23 protein-coding genes, 2 tRNA genes and 1 riboswitch are annotated in these 18,691 nt (G+C 58.9%); of the genes, 13 read left to right on the top strand and 12 right to left on the bottom strand.

The annotated features are described in order from the left end of the window. The first annotated feature begins 104 nt into the window (after positions 1-104). The gene (ppk2, locus tag QO002_RS04830; RefSeq protein WP_307227233.1) at positions 105-998 is read left to right on the top strand and encodes a polyphosphate kinase 2; all 894 of its coding nucleotides are present in this window, start codon (positions 105-107) and stop codon (positions 996-998) included. A gap of 8 nt (positions 999-1,006) precedes the next feature. On the opposite strand, the gene QO002_RS04835 is transcribed toward ppk2, so the two are convergent. Continuing rightward, a complete protein-coding gene (locus QO002_RS04835; RefSeq protein WP_307227235.1) occupies positions 1,007-2,206 on the bottom strand; it encodes a biotin transporter BioY in 1,200 nt (399 codons plus the stop codon). Positions 2,207-2,524: 318 nt separating this feature from the next. Between QO002_RS04835 and QO002_RS04840 the strand changes: the two genes are divergently transcribed. From QO002_RS04840 to QO002_RS04860, 5 genes are all read left to right on the top strand, one after another. Further along, positions 2,525-3,484 carry an NAD(P)H-dependent flavin oxidoreductase gene (locus QO002_RS04840; protein ID WP_307227237.1) on the top strand — a complete coding sequence of 320 codons (960 nt, stop codon included), beginning with the start codon at positions 2,525-2,527 and terminating at the stop codon, positions 3,482-3,484. 122 nt (positions 3,485-3,606) lie between these two features. Then, a tRNA-Thr gene (locus QO002_RS04845) sits at positions 3,607-3,682 on the top strand. Positions 3,683-4,076: 394 nt separating this feature from the next. Continuing rightward, positions 4,077-4,595 (top strand): hypothetical protein, encoded by a 519-nt coding sequence (locus QO002_RS04850; protein ID WP_307227239.1) that lies wholly within the window; start codon positions 4,077-4,079, stop codon positions 4,593-4,595. A 379-nt stretch (positions 4,596-4,974) separates the two neighbouring features. After that, complete coding sequence (locus QO002_RS04855; protein WP_307227241.1) at positions 4,975-5,406, top strand: GFA family protein; 432 nt, start codon at positions 4,975-4,977, stop codon at positions 5,404-5,406. 120 nt (positions 5,407-5,526) lie between these two features. Beyond that, positions 5,527-5,652, top strand: a complete 126-nt coding sequence (locus QO002_RS04860) for a hypothetical protein (protein WP_307227243.1) — start codon at positions 5,527-5,529, stop codon at positions 5,650-5,652. 210 nt (positions 5,653-5,862) lie between these two features. Here QO002_RS04860 and QO002_RS04865 read toward each other — a convergent pair whose 3' ends face one another. Both QO002_RS04865 and QO002_RS04870 read right to left on the bottom strand, forming a co-directional pair. Continuing rightward, positions 5,863-6,222 (bottom strand): hypothetical protein, encoded by a 360-nt coding sequence (locus QO002_RS04865; protein ID WP_307227245.1) that lies wholly within the window; start codon positions 6,220-6,222, stop codon positions 5,863-5,865. 152 nt (positions 6,223-6,374) lie between these two features. Beyond that, on the bottom strand, positions 6,375-7,559 hold the full coding sequence (locus QO002_RS04870; RefSeq protein ID WP_307233160.1) for an O-succinylhomoserine sulfhydrylase: 1,185 nt from the start codon (positions 7,557-7,559) through the stop codon (positions 6,375-6,377). Positions 7,560-7,602: 43 nt separating this feature from the next. Then, positions 7,603-7,681: riboswitch (SAM riboswitch) on the bottom strand. A 75-nt stretch (positions 7,682-7,756) separates the two neighbouring features. Between QO002_RS04870 and QO002_RS04875 the strand changes: the two genes are divergently transcribed. The 4 genes from QO002_RS04875 (at position 7,757) to QO002_RS04890 (ending at position 9,856) form a co-directional block, all read left to right on the top strand. Further along, positions 7,757-8,854, top strand: coding sequence for a 2'-deoxycytidine 5'-triphosphate deaminase (locus QO002_RS04875; protein WP_307227247.1), 1,098 nt, complete (start codon positions 7,757-7,759; stop codon positions 8,852-8,854). Positions 8,855-8,929: 75 nt separating this feature from the next. Then, positions 8,930-9,000: transfer RNA gene (locus QO002_RS04880), tRNA-Gly, on the top strand. Positions 9,001-9,131: 131 nt separating this feature from the next. Then, positions 9,132-9,458 (top strand): hypothetical protein, encoded by a 327-nt coding sequence (locus QO002_RS04885; RefSeq protein WP_307227249.1) that lies wholly within the window; start codon positions 9,132-9,134, stop codon positions 9,456-9,458. A 131-nt stretch (positions 9,459-9,589) separates the two neighbouring features. Continuing rightward, entirely contained in the window at positions 9,590-9,856 is a 267-nt protein-coding gene (locus QO002_RS04890) for a DUF1488 family protein (protein ID WP_307227251.1), read from the top strand. A gap of 40 nt (positions 9,857-9,896) precedes the next feature. On the opposite strand, the gene QO002_RS04895 is transcribed toward QO002_RS04890, so the two are convergent. The 5 genes from QO002_RS04895 to QO002_RS04915 all read right to left on the bottom strand — a co-directional run bounded on the left by QO002_RS04895 (position 9,897) and on the right by QO002_RS04915 (position 12,987). Beyond that, positions 9,897-10,073, bottom strand: coding sequence for a hypothetical protein (locus tag QO002_RS04895; RefSeq protein WP_307227253.1), 177 nt, complete (start codon positions 10,071-10,073; stop codon positions 9,897-9,899). Positions 10,074-10,076: 3 nt separating this feature from the next. Continuing rightward, a complete protein-coding gene (locus QO002_RS04900; protein ID WP_307227255.1) occupies positions 10,077-10,367 on the bottom strand; it encodes a hypothetical protein in 291 nt (96 codons plus the stop codon). A 139-nt stretch (positions 10,368-10,506) separates the two neighbouring features. After that, positions 10,507-10,788, bottom strand: a complete 282-nt coding sequence (locus tag QO002_RS04905; RefSeq protein ID WP_307227257.1) for a hypothetical protein — start codon at positions 10,786-10,788, stop codon at positions 10,507-10,509. Between the two features lie 262 nt (positions 10,789-11,050). Further along, a complete protein-coding gene (locus QO002_RS04910; RefSeq protein WP_307227259.1) occupies positions 11,051-12,559 on the bottom strand; it encodes a glycosyltransferase family 2 protein in 1,509 nt (502 codons plus the stop codon). Continuing rightward, positions 12,556-12,987: a hypothetical protein gene (locus QO002_RS04915; protein WP_307227261.1), complete on the bottom strand. Its 432-nt coding sequence runs from the start codon at positions 12,985-12,987 to the stop codon at positions 12,556-12,558. Before QO002_RS04915 ends, QO002_RS04910 begins: the two co-directional genes overlap by 4 nt. Positions 12,988-13,053: 66 nt before the next feature. Between QO002_RS04915 and QO002_RS04920 the strand changes: the two genes are divergently transcribed. Continuing rightward, positions 13,054-13,959 carry a transporter substrate-binding domain-containing protein gene (locus tag QO002_RS04920; protein ID WP_307227263.1) on the top strand — a complete coding sequence of 302 codons (906 nt, stop codon included), beginning with the start codon at positions 13,054-13,056 and terminating at the stop codon, positions 13,957-13,959. Positions 13,960-13,980: 21 nt separating this feature from the next. Here QO002_RS04920 and QO002_RS04925 read toward each other — a convergent pair whose 3' ends face one another. The 3 genes from QO002_RS04925 to QO002_RS04935 all read right to left on the bottom strand — a co-directional run bounded on the left by QO002_RS04925 (position 13,981) and on the right by QO002_RS04935 (position 15,966). After that, positions 13,981-14,391: a tellurite resistance TerB family protein gene (locus tag QO002_RS04925; RefSeq protein ID WP_307227265.1), complete on the bottom strand. Its 411-nt coding sequence runs from the start codon at positions 14,389-14,391 to the stop codon at positions 13,981-13,983. A gap of 103 nt (positions 14,392-14,494) precedes the next feature. Continuing rightward, the gene (locus QO002_RS04930; RefSeq protein WP_307227267.1) at positions 14,495-15,274 is read right to left on the bottom strand and encodes a thermonuclease family protein; all 780 of its coding nucleotides are present in this window, start codon (positions 15,272-15,274) and stop codon (positions 14,495-14,497) included. Between the two features lie 14 nt (positions 15,275-15,288). Further along, a complete protein-coding gene (locus QO002_RS04935; protein ID WP_307227270.1) occupies positions 15,289-15,966 on the bottom strand; it encodes a S24 family peptidase in 678 nt (225 codons plus the stop codon). 199 nt (positions 15,967-16,165) lie between these two features. On the opposite strand from QO002_RS04935, the gene QO002_RS04940 reads away from it, so the two are divergent. Both QO002_RS04940 and QO002_RS04945 read left to right on the top strand, forming a co-directional pair. After that, positions 16,166-17,257 carry a calcium:cation antiporter gene (locus QO002_RS04940; RefSeq protein WP_307227272.1) on the top strand — a complete coding sequence of 364 codons (1,092 nt, stop codon included), beginning with the start codon at positions 16,166-16,168 and terminating at the stop codon, positions 17,255-17,257. Between the two features lie 99 nt (positions 17,258-17,356). Next, positions 17,357-18,235: a DMT family transporter gene (locus QO002_RS04945; protein WP_307227274.1), complete on the top strand. Its 879-nt coding sequence runs from the start codon at positions 17,357-17,359 to the stop codon at positions 18,233-18,235. 12 nt (positions 18,236-18,247) lie between these two features. On the opposite strand, the gene mntR is transcribed toward QO002_RS04945, so the two are convergent. Beyond that, on the bottom strand, positions 18,248-18,691 hold the full coding sequence (gene mntR, locus QO002_RS04950) for a manganese-binding transcriptional regulator MntR (protein ID WP_307227277.1): 444 nt from the start codon (positions 18,689-18,691) through the stop codon (positions 18,248-18,250).

Consider the following 18,691-nt stretch of genomic DNA (forward strand, 5'->3'; position numbering starts at 1 on the left):
TCCCGGTTTCATGACATGGATTTCACGACGTGCTTGAATTCGCAATGCGTTTATGGCCTGCTCCCCGAAAATCGCAGGCATGGCGTAGCGTGGTGGAGGCAGGCATGGGTGATATCAGCATTGCGGTGGCGAAGAACGCGCCGGTCGAACTTGAGATCGATGGCAAACGCCGCGTGTTCGACGTCGATGACCCGAAATTGCCTGACTGGATCGAAGATGAGGCGCTGGCGTCCGGTGGCTTTCCCTATGACAAGAAGCTGAAAGGCGAGGAGTTCGACAGGGATCTGGAGAAGCTGCAGATCGAACTCGTCAAGGTCCAGTTCTGGCTGCAGGCCAAGGGAAAACGGGTGCTTGCGCTTTTCGAGGGCAGGGACGCCGCCGGCAAGGGGGGCACGATCTATGCCACCCATTCCTACATGAACCCGCGCAGTTCAAGGGTTGTGGCGCTCACCAAGCCGACGGAAACGGAAAGCGGCCAATGGTACTATCAGCGCTACATCACCCACTTCCCGACGAAGGGCGAGTTCGTCATGTTCGACCGCTCCTGGTATAACCGGGCGGGCGTCGAGCCCGTCATGGGCTTTTGCACGCCGGAGCAATACGAGACCTTCTTCCGCCAGACGCCCCGCTTCGAGGAACTGATCGTCGATGATGGCATCTTCTTCTTCAAGTTCTGGCTCGATATCGGCCGCAAGATGCAGCTGAAGCGCTTTCATGACCGGCGCCATGATCTCCTGAAGGTCTGGAAGCTCTCGCCGATGGACATCGCGGCGCTCGACAAGTGGGACGACTATTCGAAGAAGCGCGACCGGATGCTGAAGGAAACCCACAGCAAGGACGCGCCCTGGACTGTGGTTCTTGCCAACGACAAGCGCCGCGCCCGTTTGAACGTCATCCGCCATATCCTGAACGCGCTGGATTATGACGGCAAGGACAAGGAAGCGATCGGCAAGATCGATGACAGGATCCTCGGTTCTGGCCGCGATTTTCTGAAGTAATCCGCGGCTTATTGGCCCGGCAGGATGCGAACGGCAAAAAGATTGAGGCTTGCGCCCGAGCCGGTGACATCGCTGCTGATGACGATGCTGCCAGGCTCCTTCGGTGCAAGACTGCGATCGAACGTTACCTTGAACAGCATATCGATCTTTTCGTCGTTCAGCGTGAAGCGGTGGCGGCCACATTCGCCCAGCGTGCTGAAATCACATTCCACGGAAAACTGGGTGGTTTTGCCCATATCGGCCTGTACCGTGAGCGCCAGCGTCGAGGTCTTGCCGGAAAGCTGTTCGAGGATGGTCGCAGGAATCTGAATGTGCACATCGCCGCCCGCATCGACATTGCTGGAGATGATCCGCAGGTGTTGGCCGGCTTCATCGCTGACGAGATCGGCGGATGCCTGCGGCCCTGTGGTCGGAGCTTCCCCGTCACCCGGTTTGTAAACATCGATCCAGTCGCTGGTGAAACCGGATTGTGTTCCAAGTGTCGGCAGGCCGGGCGCGCCGCTGAAATCCTCGGAACTCACCCTTGCCGGCGGGTTGGCAACGCTGGTGTCGCGTTCCGCGGCGGTTTGCAGCAATCCGCTCGACACGACCCACCAGCCTGCGGTCCCGAAGGCTGCGACCAGGACCGTCAATACCATCAGGAAAGAAAGCAGCCTGCTACGCCGGCGCCGCTTCCTGGGTGGTTCCTGTACCCCGGCTGCCTGTCCGCGTTTCTCTTTATGAAGTGCTGGGTCGGCCTGCGGTGACCGGGCAACGATTTCGTCGGCTCCCAGCTGCGGTTCCGCGCTCACCGGTGCATCGGTGCTGCGAGCCGTCGAGCGGCGGTCGGCACGCAAGTCGCCAAAGCTTGCTTCGTTGCGGTTGGCGGCCACCATCCCGTCATGACGACCGGGGGCAATATCCAGGCTGTCATCGATCGGTGGGGCGGAATCTTCTGCCGGTGATGTTTTGGCTGCCGGTGCCTCGACCGTCACTTCGGTCGACACCTGCATTTTCAAATTGGCGCGTTCTTCGTTTTCGATGGCATGGATCAGGACTTCCAGCCGATGGCGCTGCTGAGCGATCACCTCGGCGTCGTGGACATCCTGTTTGCGAAGGCCGGCTTCCAGGGCGTTGCGCGCGGACTGGTAGATGCGCGCGCGCATTTCCGGGCTTGTCCGGTCGGAGCGCTCCAGCGCTTGCCGTATGGCCGTTTCCAGTCCGCTCACTTTCGTCCTTTCACCGCCGGCCCATGCCGAAGTCTTCAAAATAGCCCCGCCTGCACTCCCGTTGGGTCTGCGGCAGCTATCCGTAAACGCCTGCCAGCCGCAAATGTGCCCGCCAGCAGCTACCTGATATTAACGATTGGGTAACGGTTGCCGACCCAATCCGCAAGTCTCGACGGCGCCAACCCTCGTGGAGGGTTTCGATAATCCCCGGCATTTGACGATCCATTTGCCCTTGGGCATCTAGGCAAAAGCCTGTCGCGCTGCTACAAAATCTTACGTTTACGCAAACGTCAAAATTGATGAAGGAGGAAAAATTCGATGTCCCTGCCAGCCATTCTCAGCGGAACGACACGCCTGCCGGTCGTTGCTGCCCCTCTCTTCATCATCTCGCATCCTGCCCTGACGCTCGCACAATGCAAGGCCGGCGTCGTGGGTTCCTTTCCCGCTCTGAATGCTCGTCCACACTCTCAGCTGGATGAGTGGCTGGCGGAGATTACGGAAGATCTTGGCGCCTACAACACGAAGAACCCCACCCGCCCTGCGGCACCGTTTGCCGTCAACCAGATCGTGCACAAGTCGAATGCGCGGCTGGAACAGGATCTGATGCTGTGCGTCAAATACAAGGTGCCGATCGTGATCTCGTCGCTGGGTGCTGTTCCGGAGGTCAATGCCGCGATCCATTCCTATGGTGGGATCGTGCTGCATGACGTGATCAACAATCGCCACGCCAACTCCGCCATTCGCAAGGGGGCTGACGGCCTTATCGCCGTTGCCGCCGGCGCAGGCGGTCATGCCGGCACGCTTTCTCCGTTTGCCCTCATCCAGGAAATCCGCAGCTGGTTCGACGGGCCGCTTCTGCTTTCGGGCGCAATCGCAACCGGGGGCGCGGTCCTTGCGGCGCAAGCGATGGGCGCCGACATGGCCTATATAGGCTCGCCCTTCATTGCCACCAACGAAGCCCGCGCCAGTGATGCCTACAAGCAGATGATTGTGGATAGCAGTGCTGCCGATATCGTCTATTCCAACTTCTTTACCGGAATTCACGGCAACTATCTGAAGGGCTCCATCGAGGCCGCTGGAATGGACCCCGTAGCGTTGCCGGAAGCAGATCCGTCGAAAATGGATTTTGAAACCGCCACTAGCGGTGCAAAGGCCTGGAAGGATATCTGGGGCAGCGGCCAGGGCATCGGCGCCGTCAAGGCCATAACGCCTGTCGCCACGCTCGTCGAACGGCTGGAAAGCGAATACACGGCCGCCCGCAGGCGCCTTGCCCTTTAAGGCTTGCGGTTCTTTTTCCACGCTACAGAGGGCACTGATCAAAATCCGGGCTTGAATTCCGGAAAGTTTGCTTGTATCAGCGCCTCACATTCGTTCGCAGGACGTGTCCGCGAACGCTTTGAGCCGCTTTAGCTCAGGTGGTAGAGCACATCATTCGTAATGATGGGGTCGCAGGTTCGAGTCCTGCAAGCGGCACCATAATTTTTCAACAAAATGAACACGTTACGGCGGGTGTCTTTTTCAGCACCACGACGCTGCTAGCTGGCGATCGGGGCGGGCGGGGTAGTTTCGGGATTGTGGATACCCTTGGATTGGGTGTATTTTCTTTTTTGAAATCGCCATCAATTCCGTTTTTCTTATTTAGAAAGTGTATATATGATCCCGTTCGATATCGATCGGGGTGATTGGGATGGAGGTTCCAGGCACCCAATCCGGTATCGGGGTACGCCAATCCAACAGAGCAGTGCCCATAGGCTTTCACGACCACCTCGCATTTGGATATTTTTCTGACGCTGATTTTTCGGGCTATCGCGGTGGATCGCGCCACCATGGCCACGGAGCAATTCAGCCAGCACACCAAAAGGGGATATCAATGAAAAACTTCGTGACACTCATCGCTGCGACGTCGGTAGTGCTTCTGTCTGCGACGGCAGCCTACGCAGAAAATCCGGTCCCCAAGGCGAGTGATGTGCTTGTCAAATATGGGGAGGTCGAAGGCTGGACCGTCTATGCAAATCAAACCCGCGGGGATTGCTTGATCGTGAGGGACTTCGGCCTGGGGTCGGTGCAAATGGGCGTTACCGCCAACCAGGAGGTGGGATATCTTGGTGTGTTCACAAAAGTGGATATCGGCTTTCAGGATAATGCCAAGTCGGAAATCTTCGTCTCCATGGGCGGCCACCTCTATGCTGGTGTTGCCACCAGCACTCACGGCGAACTCAAGGGCGGATATTCTGGCGGTTACATCTTGACGGATGACCCGAATTTCAAGCGCGACGTGGCGAAGAAATACGAGATGATCGTGTTTCCAGAAACCAAGGGAACCTTTGTCGTCGACCTGAAGGGGACTTACAAGGCAATGGCAATGGGCACCAAGTGCCTCAAGAAATGACTGGCCGCTGATATCGCCGTCGAGCGACGTTCGTTCACCGTCTGTGGATCTCATGATCCCGCAGAACTGGCGACTGAGTAACACGTTCGCCGGCGTCACCCATTGCGGCTGCTCAATCTGAAAGATCTGCGACGTCACGGACATTCAGATGGTTCGGGGCCTCCAAGCGATACCGCTATCTGCTGCAAAGAATTGGCATGCCGATCGCACCTCAACGGTCGTTTCGTCCGTAAGCGGCGCCATTCGCGTCACTTCTGCGCGGAGTTATTCGTCGCCCGCCAGCGAATTCCCCTCGGCTACAAATCTATGAGCCCTTGAGCCTTGTCGTTGTGGTCTCTATGGAAACAGAACATCGCCATGAACAATCGGATGGTCTGCCATGAATCTCGACGTCCAGGAACTCAACGGAGCCTGCCACTGCGGCACCGTTATGTTCAATGTAAAACTGAAGGATGGTCTGCGTACGGCTCGGCGCTGCACCTGCTCCTATTGTCAGCTGAAAGGCGCCGTGGCGGTCTCCGCGGCAAAGGACGGAATTACCGTGCTCGCAGGTGGCGAGACGCTCACCAGGTACCAGTTCAACACCAGGGCCGCAGAGCATTATTTTTGCTCGACATGCGGCATCTACACGTTCCACAAACCGCGCTCCAACCCGGATTTCTATGGGGTCAATGCTGCGTGTCTTGAGGGAGTGAGCCCTTTCGACTTCGGAGAGCTACCCGTCAATGACGGTATCAATCATCCAATGGATACCCAGGGCTCGGCAGGTCCCCGACGCGCGGGAACCCTGCGCTACATTCCTGCGAAATGAGGAAACGCGACGCGAACCCGGCAGTGGCAAAACGTGCCGTACCGGGTTTTGTCTCGAACGCGATGGGGGAACCTTAGGGTAGGGCCAACCGTTGTCACCTTGATTAACAAGGTTTTAAACATGCGCCCGATTTTCATCGTCCTGCTTGGATCGATCCTCAGTATTCTCGTCGTAAAATATGCCAACAATTCGCTGGCAAACGACGTTCCGCTGGCCACGCCTGAAAATGCCGCAACGACGCTCTGATGCGGCTCCGCTGAGCAATACCTCACATCCCGGATCTGTAAGCCCGGCTTCCTTAAGATTGCAAAAAGGCCCTCGCCGAGATCGGCAAGGGCCTTAAAATTACTCGGAGCGTTCGAATTCCACGAGCATATGCAGCATGCCTGCTTTCTGCTCGGGATCAACGGACTTACCGTAAAATCAGCTCATTTCCGCATGCCAATGGTGGTTCGGTCAGTGTGTCCGGTCCGTCGGAATTGTCGAGGCCGTTATCGAGACAGGATCGCTGGCTGGAAAAGTGCCTTCGAGCCCCTCGTCGAGTTGCTCCTCCATGGTGCCGGTATCGCCTGCAGCGCGTGCGCTGCGACGAGCTTTCATGGCTTCTTCTGCGCCACCTTCCTTGTCGCCGCCGGAATTGGCGGTGTCCATCAGGACGGATTTGGCCTTTTCGATCGCATTCAGCCGATTGAGACTATCATCAGCGCCGGTGGGCATGGTGACGGATACGACCTCGCCATGATCGCCGACGAATTCAACCGTAAATCCCATCTTGCCACCCTGTTCGGGAATGACCTGTGTGCCGACAACGTGCATGTGAGCCTCCTGTTTGAAATATCTCCTCTCATCAAACGAGAAGCTGGTCTCAATGGTTCCGCGGCAAAGCAGAACGTCGGTAAGACGCACATGAAAACGCCCGCAAGAATGCGGGCGTTTCACGAATCCCTCGAAGGAGCAGCTGTATCTGCTTACGCCTTGACTGACCGCAAGGCCTGCGCGAAGTCTTCAAGCAGATCGGCGCTATCTTCGATGCCAGCGGAGAAGCGGACTGTGCCTGGGGAAATTCCAAGCTCGGTGCGCGCCTCGTCAGAAAGGTTCTTGTGCGTCGTGGTTGCCGGATGGGTGATCAGGCTCTTGGAGTCGCCAAGGTTGTTGGAAATCACGGTGATATCGAGCGCGTTTTGAAGCGCGAAGGCTGCTTCCTTGCCACCCTTCATCTCGAAGCAGACGAGCGTTGAGCCGCCGGTCATCTGGCGCGCGATGATATCAGCCTGCGGATGGTCCTTGCGGCCCGGATAGATCACCTTCGCTATCTGCGGCTGCTCGGCAAGGAAATCGGCGATGCGGGCTGCATTCTCCGTCTGCTGGCGAACGCGCAGCGGCAGCGTCTCGATGCCCTTCAGGAGCGTCCAGGCGTTGAACGGCGAGAGTGCCGGGCCGGTGTGGCGGAAGTAGTCGTGCAGGTTCTCGTTGATCCAGTCTTTGCTCGACAACACGACCCCGCCGAGGCAGCGGCCCTGGCCATCGATATGCTTGGTGGCCGAATAGACGACGACATGGGCGCCGAGTTCCAGTGGTTTCTGAAAAAGCGGTGTCGCAAACACGTTGTCGACGACGACCGTCGCGCCGATCGCATTGGCGATCTTGGCAACACCTTCGATATCGACGACTTCGAGCGTCGGGTTGGTCGGGCTTTCCAGGAATAAGACCTTGGTATTCGGGCGAACGGCAGCTTCCCAGTTGGCGAGATCGCGGCCATCGACCAGCGTGCATTCAACGCCATATCTGGGCGCCAGCGTCTCAACGACATAGCGGCAGGAGCCGAAGAGGGCGCGAGCCGCGACGATATGATCACCGGCCTTGACCTGGCAGAGGATTGCGGCAGAGACAGCGGCCATGCCGGACGCCGTGGCGCGGGCGTCCTCGGCGCCTTCCAGCATGCACATGCGCTTTTCGAACATGTCGTTGGTCGGGCTGCCGTAGCGGGCGTAGATGAACCCGTCGGTCTCGCCCTTGAAGCGTGCCTCAGCCGCTTCCGAGCTGTCGTACACGAAGCCTTGGGTCAGGAAGATGGCTTCAGAGGTTTCGCCGTGGTTCGACCGGGTGGTTCCACCATGAACGAGCTGCGTTGCCGGGCGCCAGTTTTTGCTCATCATTCGTCTCTTTCAAAACAAAAAAACCGGCCGCAAAAGCAAGCCGGTCCGAGACCCGGCCTTTTTAGCTACTTATTTAACGTGGCTGCAAGCCGACCGGCCAAATCACCACGGGATAAAGCTGCAATACTGCCGTTCCCGGCTTGCGTCAATTCCCCAGGTTTGGTTTCTCTGAAGGGAAACCTAATGGAATGTTCATGGCGCGCGAAACAGGAATATTGGCGGACCGGGCGATCGCCGCTCTCTTCGACGAGGGGCGGCTTGCAAGCGAGGCCGCGCTCGATACGGATCAGATCCAGCCCGCCAGTCTCGACCTGCGTCTCGGCTCGAAAGCCTTTCGCGTGCGCGCCAGCTTCATGCCAGGCCCTGGCCATCTCGTCGCCGACAAGCTCGACCGGCTGAAACTTCATGTGATCGATCTTTCGGAAGGCGCGGTGCTGGAGACGGGCTGTGTCTATATCGTTCCCCTAATAGAAAGCCTCGATCTGCCGGCCGTGATGTCTGCCTCGGCCAATCCGAAGAGCTCGACCGGTCGTCTGGATATTTTTACCCGCGTCATCACCGATCGCGCCCAGGAATTCGACAAGATTCCCGCCGGCTACAAGGGGCCGCTTTACCTCGAAATCAGCCCGCGGACCTTTCCGGTCATTGTGCGCCGTGGCTCGCGTCTGTCGCAGATCCGCTTCCGTATCGGCCATGCGCTGTTGACGGAGACCGAGGTGATGGCGCTGCATGAGAGCGATATTCTTGTCGCCAGCGAAACGCCGAATGTCTCGGGTGCCGGCATCGCGCTTTCGATCGATCTGAAGGGTACGGGCGTCGATGGTCTGATCGGCTATCGCGGCAAACACCACACCGCCGTCGTCGATGTCGACAAGAAGGCGGAGCATGGGATCTTCGATTTCTGGGAGCCGCTCTACAGCCGCGGTCGTGACGAGTTGATCCTCGATCCTGACGAGTTCTACATCCTCGTATCGCGCGAAGCAGTCCACGTGCCGCCGCTTTACGCTGCGGAGATGACGCCGTTCGATCCGCTCGTCGGCGAGTTCCGCGTCCATTACGCCGGCTTCTTCGACCCCGGTTTCGGTCATGCCTCTGCTGGTGGGACGGGAAGCCGCGCCGTGCTGGAGGTGCGCAGCCACGAGGTTCCCTTCATTCTCGAGCACGGCCAGATCGTCGGCCGTCTGGTCTATGAGCATATGATGGAGCGCCCGGAGGGTCTTTATGGCCTGCTCGGCACGTCCAACTATCAGGCGCAGGGTCTGAAACTCTCCAAGCATTTTCGCTCGGAATAGGTGTCGGGTCAGACGGTTCCTGAGTGCCCATCACTCTTGACAGCCAGCCGCTGTTGGTGGAAACCTCAAGGTGTTGCGGGTATGATGTAATGGTAGCTTGTCAGCTTCCCAAGCTGATCGCGCGGGTTCGATTCCCGCTACCCGCTCTAGTGAACGCCGTCCCACATACCGCTTGCTAAAGGTTGAACCGAAGCGCATTGTCGCGCCTTCGGCAGCAAATTATACAGGCGCTGCCGCTTGAGGGTCAGATGCCCTCGCCTCAACAAAGGAGGACGATATGTCTTCCAGCCATCACCAAAACTTTCTGAAAACCATGCAGCTCAGATCAATCAGCCGCTCCGCGCCGGCGTTGACCGATGCTGCGGCAGAATTGCATGGCGCGCCCTTGCCTTTTCTTTCGGGTCGGTTTCAGCTCGGTGCCGAAAATGAGCCGATTGTTGTCGGTCTGTCGGTAGGCTCTCAAAACGCGCCTTTGCCTGCCGCTCGCGTGACGTCTTACCCGCCGGCCGGGATAGCAGTTTATAACTGGGCTGATGGGCCTGGGGCCTGGTGGCGGTTTCTTCAACCTTCGCCACCGATGTCACCCACGGAAGAGGGTGTATGAGATGCACAAGGGAACTGCACTTTCCGGGACATTGATGCTCATCATGATCAAGTCATCGCTGGTTTTGTCTCTTATCTTCGTCGCCTATTTCGCATTGAAGTAGGCGCTGCCGCCCAATATCTGGAGCCCCGATGTCACTTTCATTTCCCAATACTGCCCGCAGCTATGATGAAACCCACATGCGCGTTCGCTTTACAGGCTACGACGGCATGTTCGAGGTTAAATGCTTCGTCTCCGTAGACGTGTTTGCCGGAGAACTGGCGCCGCGCACCACGACCGAAAACGCTTATCTGGCGGCATTCGATGGAATGCGTGCGAGGATCATGGAAATTGCAAAATCCGTCTACAGGTCCAAGCGACAGGCGACTATTCTGCTGGACAGGTCGCATTTCCGCTGAAACGCGTGAAACTGTACGGCTGTCACCAAAGGCTCGTCTTTCAAGCGTTCCTGTCGCGTGTTTCGCGCAGTTCCCTCAGGCGGGTTGTTTTTGCCACTTCAGCGGCCTTCTGCGTGCTGATCACGCGGAATGCAACGGCTTTCACCTGATCAAAGTCGCCGATCGCCGACGGACCTTTCGGTCTGCGGGTTTTGTCGAGGATCGCTTTCTGTTCCATGTCTCAATCCTGTCTCTTGATCTGCTTCTTATCCCTGAGGAGCGCGAATTCAATTTCGGACGACGTTACCTGCAACATCTGACGTGTCGCGGAGCGGGTTTCCAGCGACGGAATTTCGAGTTGGGCTCTCACCGTCTTGTAAGCGACAAACGACAAGCCGGAAATCTGCTCTTCATCAATGGTAAAGCGATAGGATCCCGCCGCCAGCGGGGCAGCCTGCGCCTCGACAAGGAAGGTATGATGGAAAGTTATCTTTGTCTCGGTGGTGCGCTCAGGATTTAATTGCGCGATCATAACGGATCTCTTTCGTTGCTTATGGGGACTTAGAGTTTGTTAGGGAAAAGTGGAAACCGGTTTTCCCGAAAAGACAAACGAAAACAAAAGAATACAGAGGATGTCTGGTTCAATCTGAACCAGACATCCTCTGGAGAACTCATCGAGGCGGTTTTGCTGCGCCGCCTTCGTTTTCCCAGTTTGCCAGGGCGGCCTTTGCCTCGCGTCTTAGTCGTGCCTTCGCGGCGAAACGGTCTGCCGACGGAATCGTGCCAGCTATGATCCGTCGGATGACAGTATCCTGCTCATCCCTATCCACGCCGATATCGGCTTTCAGGTGGGAGGTAGCGTAGTCCGCACGTTTGAGTATCGACAGCAGGCGAACGCGATGACGCTCCAGACGCTTCAATCCTTCTACGGCGAGGTCTTTTACCAAAGCCATCGCTCCAGAATGAGAAAGAGGACGAAGGCAAAACTTACGCCGACGACGGCCAGAGAGGCCGCGTCCTGATAACCGTATATCTGCTTGAGGTTGGAAGACATGACGTCCTCCTTTATTGGGGCGAAGGCATCTCGGCCTCTAAGCGACAGCGCCCGCACAAATTGCTGTCGAGGTGATGACAGTGCGCTTTAGGCAGTCCATTAGCAACTCAAATTTGGAAACGATGACAGCTGAGTATTTGGCTTCAGTTCTGCCTTCCTCCCTATTTCCTGGCCGTCGGCACATGCGGCGTCTTGTTCCAGACGAAGGGCTTGAAGCGCAGCTCGAACACGGCCCGCCATGCAGCGAGCGACAGCGCCAGCCAGTAGACAGGCGTGAGCATCCAGCGCCATCCAACCGAGCGGCGTTCTTCCCTGCTCATTCGCACGCGGCCAAGGGCTATGAAGATGACATAGCTGCCGAAGATGTTGACGATATCGGCGACAAACAGCCAGAAGGAGAGAGCACCCTCCGTGTGGCTACTCTGCTCCATCATCAGCCAGCCGAGATAGACAATGAAGGCGAGCACGACGGGGTGGCACAGCGATGAAAACAGCATGCCGCCGATCAGCACGTGAAAGGCGAGGAAGCCCGTCCAGCCCATTTCCTGTCTGAGCTGCCGGGGCTTGCGCATCTGCACCAGCCAGGTCTGCAGCCACCCCTTGAACCATCGGGTACGTTGCTTCAGCCAGATGTCGATGTCGGTCGGGGCATCCTCGAAGGTCGGCAGCGAGATGACTCTCGACCGGTAGCCCATCCGGTAGAGCCGCATGCCGAGATCGGCGTCTTCCGTGACATTGTAAGGATCCCAGCCGCCGAGCTGCTTCAGCGGGGCAGTTCGGAAATGGTTGGACGTGCCGCCGAGCGGTAGCGGCAGCCTTGCAGATGAGAGCATGGGCAAAAGGCTACGGAAAAGCGCGGAATATTCGAGCGCGAACAAGCCGCTCAGCCAGGATTGCTCCGCATTGGTGATCACGAGCGGCGCCTGGATGCAGATCGTTCGGCGGCTCATCCGGCAGAATGCAGCATGTGCCTCCTTCAGTTGTCCCGGCGCAGGGCGATCCTCGGCGTCATAAACCGCAAGCAGGCTGCCGCGGACGCCATTGAGCGCGTAAGTCAATGCTTTCGGTTTGGTCCGCGGGTTGCGAACCGGAACCCGGATGATTTCATATTCCGGCGGTAGGTTCATTGCCTCAAGAAGCGTGATCGTACCGGCATCGAATTCTTCGCAGACGAGTTTGATGTCGAGCCGCGAGCGCGGCCAGTCCAGGCGGTTCAATGCTTCGATAAGCTGGGGGACAACCGCTTCCTCACGATAGAGAGCCACGAGCACGGAATAGATCGGCAGAGAATGCTCTTTGGGAAGGCTTCGTAGCCGCCGGGTGCGATGCCGGCGTTCGCGCGCCTGCGCGGAAAAGAGTGCAACGACACGCAGAAGGAAGTTGGACAGGAACAGCAGGCTGAAGAGGATGTGAGCAATCAACATCGACGCGGAGGGTGCCGTGAGAATGCCGGAAATGATTCCGGCTGCAGCAATGCCCGAATAGAAGCCCTGCCTTCCCCAGAAGATGATGCGGGCGCTGTGCAGCGGCATCGTTTCGGACAATCGCCGCGCAGCCTCTCCGACCCGGCGCGTTCGACCGGCATGCCAGGCAGCGCGGCGGATTTCCGAGCGGGTCGAGATCGCCAGCCGGGATCGAAGCTCCGGACTGCGTTGCAGCCGCTGTTTCAACTCTTCAACCTGTGAAAGCCGTGGTGCCATGACCTGAAGCGGCCGGGCGAGGGGCGGCTGGAGCAGCAGGGTTTCCGGTTGGCTGAGTTGCGTGTCCAGCCCAGGCGCCCATCATTCACCGTTGTAAGGTCTACGTTCTTCAGGAAGGTAAGGCCCAGCTGCTCGGACAGGGCTTCGAAATAACTCGCCTCATCCAGCGCCCCGCTGGCCAGCAGTTCATCCTCGATCGTTGTGCCGTGGGAGATCGCGAGCTGCAAGGCGCGTGCGATTGTCGGCTTGCCGATCCCCATTTTCAGCAGAAGCCGGCCTTCCTCCTTCAGCGCCGGGGATGCCTCACGGCCGATCATGCTTTCGGTCGCAATAGTGGGAGTACCGCTGTCCTTTGCGGTAGCCATTCCCGAATTGTGCGGATATTCTGCGAAGCGCATGAAACTCCGTGGCCGAACCCGGCGCGTTTCTTGTCTCTGAAAGATTGTGACCCCGGAAAGAAATTAATGCGGCGCGCCCGTTACGCATCCTTAAAATTTTATGGGTTTTTCGCCTGTTGCGTGCTTTTGGTTGCATCTTTTGCACAGGCGCAATCCCTTTCGGTTGCGAAATCCGCCCGGGCGTCAGGCGCCGAAAATTCGACGGCCGATCTGCCGCTGCTGTTTGATAGTCGTGAACGCATCGCTAAGCCGGATTTGAGCGCTCTGGCGCGGCTGCGCTTTCTGACGACGGTCGATTTTCCGCCCTTCAATTTCATCGATCAGTCCGGGCGTCTCTCGGGTTTCCATGTCGATCTCGTGCGTGAAATCTGCCGCGATCTCGAGATTGAAGACAAATGCCAGATCCAGGCTGTGGCCTATGGCGATCTTCTGTCCGCCCTTGAAGGTGATCAGGGGGAAGCGGTCATTGCAGGCCTTGGCATTACGCCGGAGTTGCGCCAACGCTTCTCGTTCTCCCGTGTCTATATGCCTTTGCCGGCGCGCTTTGCCGGCAACCGCCGCCTGGTCGGGGCGGATACCACGCTTACGACCCTCGCCAGCAAGGCGGTCGGCGTCGTTGCAGGCACCAGCCATGACGCCATGGCCCATTCATTCTTTCCTGAGATGGCAATCAAACCGTTCGAAACCCGCCAGGCCATGCTCGATGCCCTTAAGAAGGGCGAGGTCGCAGGCGTCTTCTCCGACGGAATGCAACTGTCCTTCTGGACGACAGGGACTGAGGCTGCCGGCTGCTGCGTCCTGATGGAGGGCGCTTATTTCTCGCAGCGGTTTCTTGGCGAGGGGCTGGCGATCCTGAACCGCAAGGCCGATCCCGCCTTGACCCAGGCGCTCAATCACGCACTGCTCAATCTGTCCCGCAGCGGCCGGCTGAACGAGATTTACACACGCTATTTTCCAACCGGCATCTACTGACAGCCTTGCCGCTGTAGGCAGCTATTTGCGGAACCGGGCAATCGCTGCGCGCTCGATTGCAGCACAGGTCAGCTTGTCGAGGTGGAGCCGGTCCCGCAGCAACTGCAGGAGCCTGATCTCCTCCTGCCGCAGGGCAAGATCGGCCGCCGCGATTTCGACGGCAAGGGCGTAGGCCGTATCGTAAAGGCGAGCGGGCAGAGCCTCACGCACCAGTTCGAGTGCAATATCCAATCCCTCGGGCCCGCCAAGCATTTGTGCACAGTCGCGGGCGATCTCAACCAGTCGCCCGTCATCGAAGCCTTCGAAAACCGGCAGAAAACGGGAAAGCCGGCCGATACGCTCAAGCTCGCCATCCGTCATGGTCCGGTCGACGGCGGACATCATGACCATGACATGGACGAGGGCTTCGTGTTGCGTAAGCGTAGCGTTCATTATTCTTTCCCGGCTCATGGCTTTCCGATATGCCACGCCACGTAGGTATATCCGCGGTCGATTGCAATCCCGAGACATGTCGGCCTGCGAGAAGTCGCAGATTCTATTGCGCCGGCTCGGTCAGGGCGTCGGCAGGTTCCGCCGTATCATCCATCAAAAACGGCTCGACGATTTCGTCGCGCGGATCGTCGCCATAAAAGCCGCGCTTCTCCGTCTGGGCAGTCCTGATGCTGTCGGCAAAGGCCGAGTTTGCTGCAGGTTCAGCCCATCCATTTTCGGCGAGCCATTGCGCCGGATCGATATCACCGATGCTGCAGCGCGCCGTCACCGTTCCCTCCCAGCTGGCGTCCGGAACGGCGCATGTCATCGCGCGGGCTCGAAGGAAGTTGCGGAATGCCGTGCGCGCGACAGTACCGCATGGCCAAGCCGAAGTTCCTTCGCCGCATTGCCGTTCAGCCGATTGCGGCCCCAGCCCCTCAAGCTGCAGCGTGCCGTTGCCGAAGCGAATGGTACCGGCCGATAACGCCACGGGATGGCGCAGAACCTGCGGTCCGGGTTCTGGTTTGGTCATTGTTTCCGACAGGGGCTTGCGGGGTTCAATACGCTCAAGCGGTTTGCTGGTCACGTCATCCGGCGTGCCCAAGGTCAGGGGTTCGCTTTCGACCGATGTGTCGGGGGTAGGTGCTGTTGCATCGGGCAGCGCGGGCACGTCGTCCTGTTCCTCGGCTGTTCCCATGTCCTCCATCGTCGGCGTATCGAGCGTGAATTCGGGCGTTGCCGCGCTCTCCGTGCCCTGGATCGTGGCATTGCCCGCAAGGAGGATCAGCGCCGTAAGGCCGATGGCGCCCAGGCCACCCGCCAGTGTCAGGAGTTGCCGCTTCATGGAGGAAAACTGTCCTATTGGCTGGCCCAGATGATCCGGGCAATCCATTCGATTTCGTTCATCTCGAAAGTGCGGTTCGGATGTTCCGGGTTGAGTGACAGAAGTTCGATGCTGCGCGCCGTCTGGCGCATCAGGACCTTGGCCATGACTTCCCCTTCGCTGGTCTTGACCACCACCCGGTCGCCGCGGCGGGTCTGGGCGCCCGGTTCGACGATCAGCACGTCGCCGTCCCGGTAAAGCGGCAGCATGCTGTCTCCCTGGATCTCGAGTGCATAGACACCGGCCTGGGCATCGGGGGATGCCGGAAACTCCACGACATCCCAGCCCTGGCCTGCTGGAAAACCGCCATCGTCGAAGAAACCGCCGGCGCCCGCCTGGGCAAAGCCAAGCAGCGGGATCGAGCTGATCTGCGGCGGAAACACACCGTCTGGAATATTGCTCGCTACCTGTCCGGCCACTTGTCCGGGCCGCAGGAAATCCATGAACTGGTTGATCGTCGAGCCCGTCGCATCCAGCACCTTTGCGATCGATTCGGTCGAGGGCCAGCGTTCGCGCCCATCCGCCGAATGGCGCTTGGACTTATTGAAGGACGTCGGGTCGAGGCCGGCGCGGCGGGCAAGGCCTGACGGCGACAGCTGATGTCGCTCGGCCAGCGCATCGATCGCGCTCCAGATTCGGGCATGTGAAAACATCGGTGTGCCTCCCGCAATCGCCAAGCCGGACGCTCTCCTTGGGAAGGTCACAGTTTAGCGAAACCAGCGAAGGGAGTAAAGGTGAACAGGAAAATAATCCTTTCTTTCGCTGTATGCCGGCTGTCGATTGAAATGAGCCGCGAGCCCCCTATACTCGCTGTCAGCCTTCGTCTTGGTCCTACCGTCGGAAGTCTTTCTTTTGCTCATTCCAGTCAGATCGGAACTGCTGCTAATCCTTGGTGCTCTGGCTGCCATGGCCGGGCTGATGTTCGAACATGATCTGCTTGCGGCCGGCCGGATGGTTTCGCTTGTGGGCGCGGCTGTGTTGGTCGTCGCGATCGTGCTCGTCTCGATGCGGGTTGCTCATCATGCAGAGGTTTTGGCAGCCAAGGTCGGCGATCCCTACGGCACGATGATCCTCACGCTTTCAGCCGTCGTCGTCGAGGTGATCATCCTCGCCATCATGATGAGCAAGGAAACCTCGCCGACACTGGTGCGCGACACAATCTATTCCGCCGTCATGCTGGATGTGAACGGCATTCTCGGTCTTGCGGCGCTGCTCGGTGGCCTGAAGCACGGGGAACAGCCCTATAATGACGATTCCAGCCGCACCTATAGTGTGATGATCCTGACGGCGATGGGCATATCGATGGTGGTGCCGGAATTCGTGCCGCAAGTGAAATGGCATTACTATTCCGCCTTCACGATCGCGGCGATGATGATGCTCTATACGTTGTTCCTGCGCATGCAGGTGGGTCCTCATAGCTACTTCTTTAGCTACAGCTATCCCAAGCGTGGCATTCCCCGTGAAAATCCGGATCTTCCGCCGGAAAACGAACCTGTTAGCGCGTCGATTGTCATGCTTGTGCTGGGCGTGATCGTCATCGGTGTGCTGGCGGAGGTCATGTCGGGCCTGCTGACGGAGGGCTTGAAGGGCAGCGGCGCCCCACCGGCGATGGCCGCCATCGTGGTTGCCGCCATTTCCGCCTCGCCCGAAATCATGACGGCGATGCGCGCGGCGCTGGCAAACCGCATGCAGGCTGTCGTCAATATCGCGCTCGGGGCGTCGCTCTCGACTGTTATCCTCACTGTACCGGTGATGGAGGCGATTGCGCTCTATACCGGTCAACCCTTCATCATGGCGATGAGCCCGGTCCAGATCGTCATGATCGCCATCACGCTTATTGTTGCGGCCATCAATCTCAACGATGGTGAAACCAACGCGATCGAGGGCATGACCCATTTCGTGCTTTTTGCAACGTTCATCATGCTGTCCGTGCTTGGGCTGTGATCCGCTGATATCGTGATTTTTCGCCACAGACGGCCCCTTTCACTGCGGCGTGCGGCAGGCTATCAGCAAGGGTGGCGCGGTTCCGCGCGGGGGTCTTCCATGAACAAGTCCGTGCTGTCCGGCATCCTGCTGACGATGTTTTCCTACTTCCTGTTCTCGATGCAGGATGCCTCCGTCAAATGGCTGGTCGTGGCGTTGCCTGTCTGGCAGATCCTTTTCGTGCGAAGCGTGACGATCCTCGGGCTTTGCCTGGCGATCGGCAGGAGCCAGGTCGTTGCCGATGCCTGGCGTTCGCCGGTGCTGAAGCCGATGTTTATCCGCAACCTGCTGTTGCTCGCCGCCTGGCTTTCCTATTACAACGCGGCGCGTGATCTCGGGCTCGCGGAACTGACGACGCTCTATTATGCCTCGCCCATCCTCATCACCATCCTGGCAGTGCCGATCCTGAAGGAAGACGTTCCACTTCTGCGCTGGATTGCCGTGTTCGTCGGCTTCGTCGGCGTGCTGATCGCCTGCGATCCCATGGGAACGGGAATGAAGCTCAGTCTTCCGGTGCTGCTCGCTCTGCAGGCGGCGGTCTTCTGGGCGATCTCGACCGTGCTTTTGCGCAAGACCGCGCTGCAGGAGCGGACCCTGGTACAGATGACCATCTCCAGCAGCTTCTTCATCGTGTTCACCGGCATGGCGATGACAGTCTACTGGGTGCCGCCGTCTCTTGCCGACCTCGGTCTCATGGCGGCAACGGGGCTGATCGCCGGTCTCGGCCAGTATGCGATGTTCGAGGGCATGCGGCGGGCGCCGGTTTCCGTGCTTGCGCCTTTCGAATATTCCTCGCTCGTCTGGGCCTTTATCTTCGGCTTCCTGATCTGGGGCGATGTTCCCAACAGCGGCGTTATTCTTGGGGCAGCGTTGATCTTCTCGGCTGGCATGATCGTGCTGGCGGGCGAGCGTTTCGGCCGCCGCGTACGTTTGGGATAGGAACCCGGATATTCAGCCCTTGCGGGCAATGAAACCGCGGAAGGCCTGGAGTGTCTCTTCACTGACATGGTGTTCGATGCCTTCGGCATCGATCCGCGCCGTCTCCGGGCTCACGCCAAGGCAGCGCAGGAAGGCTTCGACCGTCTGGTGCCGGGCCCGGCTTTCCTCGGCAACCTTCTGCCCGGCCTCCGTCAGGAAAACGCCGCGATAGGGTTTGCGCGAGACGAGCCCTTCGGCGGCAAGGCGTGCCAGCATCTTGGCGACTGTCGGCTGCGCCACGCCCAGGCGGGCGGCGATGTCCACCTGCCGTGCCTCGTTGCCATCCTCGATCAGGTCGGCGATCAGCTCGACATAGTCCTCCACCAATGCGCCACGCCGGGCTTCGCGGGTCTGCCGGAAACCTTCGGAATGGATGTCCGCATCGGGAAGCGGGCGGGGAACGGAACGGCGAGGCAA

This window comes from Pararhizobium capsulatum DSM 1112, from assembly GCF_030814475.1.
Lineage (GTDB): Bacteria > Pseudomonadota > Alphaproteobacteria > Rhizobiales > Rhizobiaceae > Pararhizobium > Pararhizobium capsulatum.

Bases quoted from the DNA above. Each gene is read 5' to 3' on its own strand.
- ppk2 (WP_307227233.1), top strand. From the start codon at position 105: ATGGGTGATATCAGCATTGCGGTGGCGAAGAACGCGCCGGTCGAACTT.
- QO002_RS04840 (WP_307227237.1), top strand. From the start codon at position 2,525: ATGTCCCTGCCAGCCATTCTCAGCGGAACGACACGCCTGCCGGTCGTT.
- QO002_RS04850 (WP_307227239.1), top strand. From the start codon at position 4,077: ATGAAAAACTTCGTGACACTCATCGCTGCGACGTCGGTAGTGCTTCTG.
- QO002_RS04855 (WP_307227241.1), top strand. From the start codon at position 4,975: ATGAATCTCGACGTCCAGGAACTCAACGGAGCCTGCCACTGCGGCACC.
- QO002_RS04860 (WP_307227243.1), top strand. From the start codon at position 5,527: ATGCGCCCGATTTTCATCGTCCTGCTTGGATCGATCCTCAGTATTCTC.
- QO002_RS04865 (WP_307227245.1), bottom strand. From the start codon at position 6,222: ATGCACGTTGTCGGCACACAGGTCATTCCCGAACAGGGTGGCAAGATG.
- QO002_RS04870 (WP_307233160.1), bottom strand. From the start codon at position 7,559: ATGAGCAAAAACTGGCGCCCGGCAACGCAGCTCGTTCATGGTGGAACC.
- QO002_RS04875 (WP_307227247.1), top strand. From the start codon at position 7,757: ATGGCGCGCGAAACAGGAATATTGGCGGACCGGGCGATCGCCGCTCTC.
- QO002_RS04885 (WP_307227249.1), top strand. From the start codon at position 9,132: ATGTCTTCCAGCCATCACCAAAACTTTCTGAAAACCATGCAGCTCAGA.
- QO002_RS04890 (WP_307227251.1), top strand. From the start codon at position 9,590: ATGTCACTTTCATTTCCCAATACTGCCCGCAGCTATGATGAAACCCAC.
- QO002_RS04895 (WP_307227253.1), bottom strand. From the start codon at position 10,073: ATGGAACAGAAAGCGATCCTCGACAAAACCCGCAGACCGAAAGGTCCG.
- QO002_RS04900 (WP_307227255.1), bottom strand. From the start codon at position 10,367: ATGATCGCGCAATTAAATCCTGAGCGCACCACCGAGACAAAGATAACT.
- QO002_RS04905 (WP_307227257.1), bottom strand. From the start codon at position 10,788: ATGGCTTTGGTAAAAGACCTCGCCGTAGAAGGATTGAAGCGTCTGGAG.
- QO002_RS04915 (WP_307227261.1), bottom strand. From the start codon at position 12,987: ATGCGCTTCGCAGAATATCCGCACAATTCGGGAATGGCTACCGCAAAG.
- QO002_RS04920 (WP_307227263.1), top strand. From the start codon at position 13,054: ATGCGGCGCGCCCGTTACGCATCCTTAAAATTTTATGGGTTTTTCGCC.
- QO002_RS04925 (WP_307227265.1), bottom strand. From the start codon at position 14,391: ATGAACGCTACGCTTACGCAACACGAAGCCCTCGTCCATGTCATGGTC.
- QO002_RS04930 (WP_307227267.1), bottom strand. From the start codon at position 15,274: ATGAAGCGGCAACTCCTGACACTGGCGGGTGGCCTGGGCGCCATCGGC.
- QO002_RS04935 (WP_307227270.1), bottom strand. From the start codon at position 15,966: ATGTTTTCACATGCCCGAATCTGGAGCGCGATCGATGCGCTGGCCGAG.
- QO002_RS04945 (WP_307227274.1), top strand. From the start codon at position 17,357: ATGAACAAGTCCGTGCTGTCCGGCATCCTGCTGACGATGTTTTCCTAC.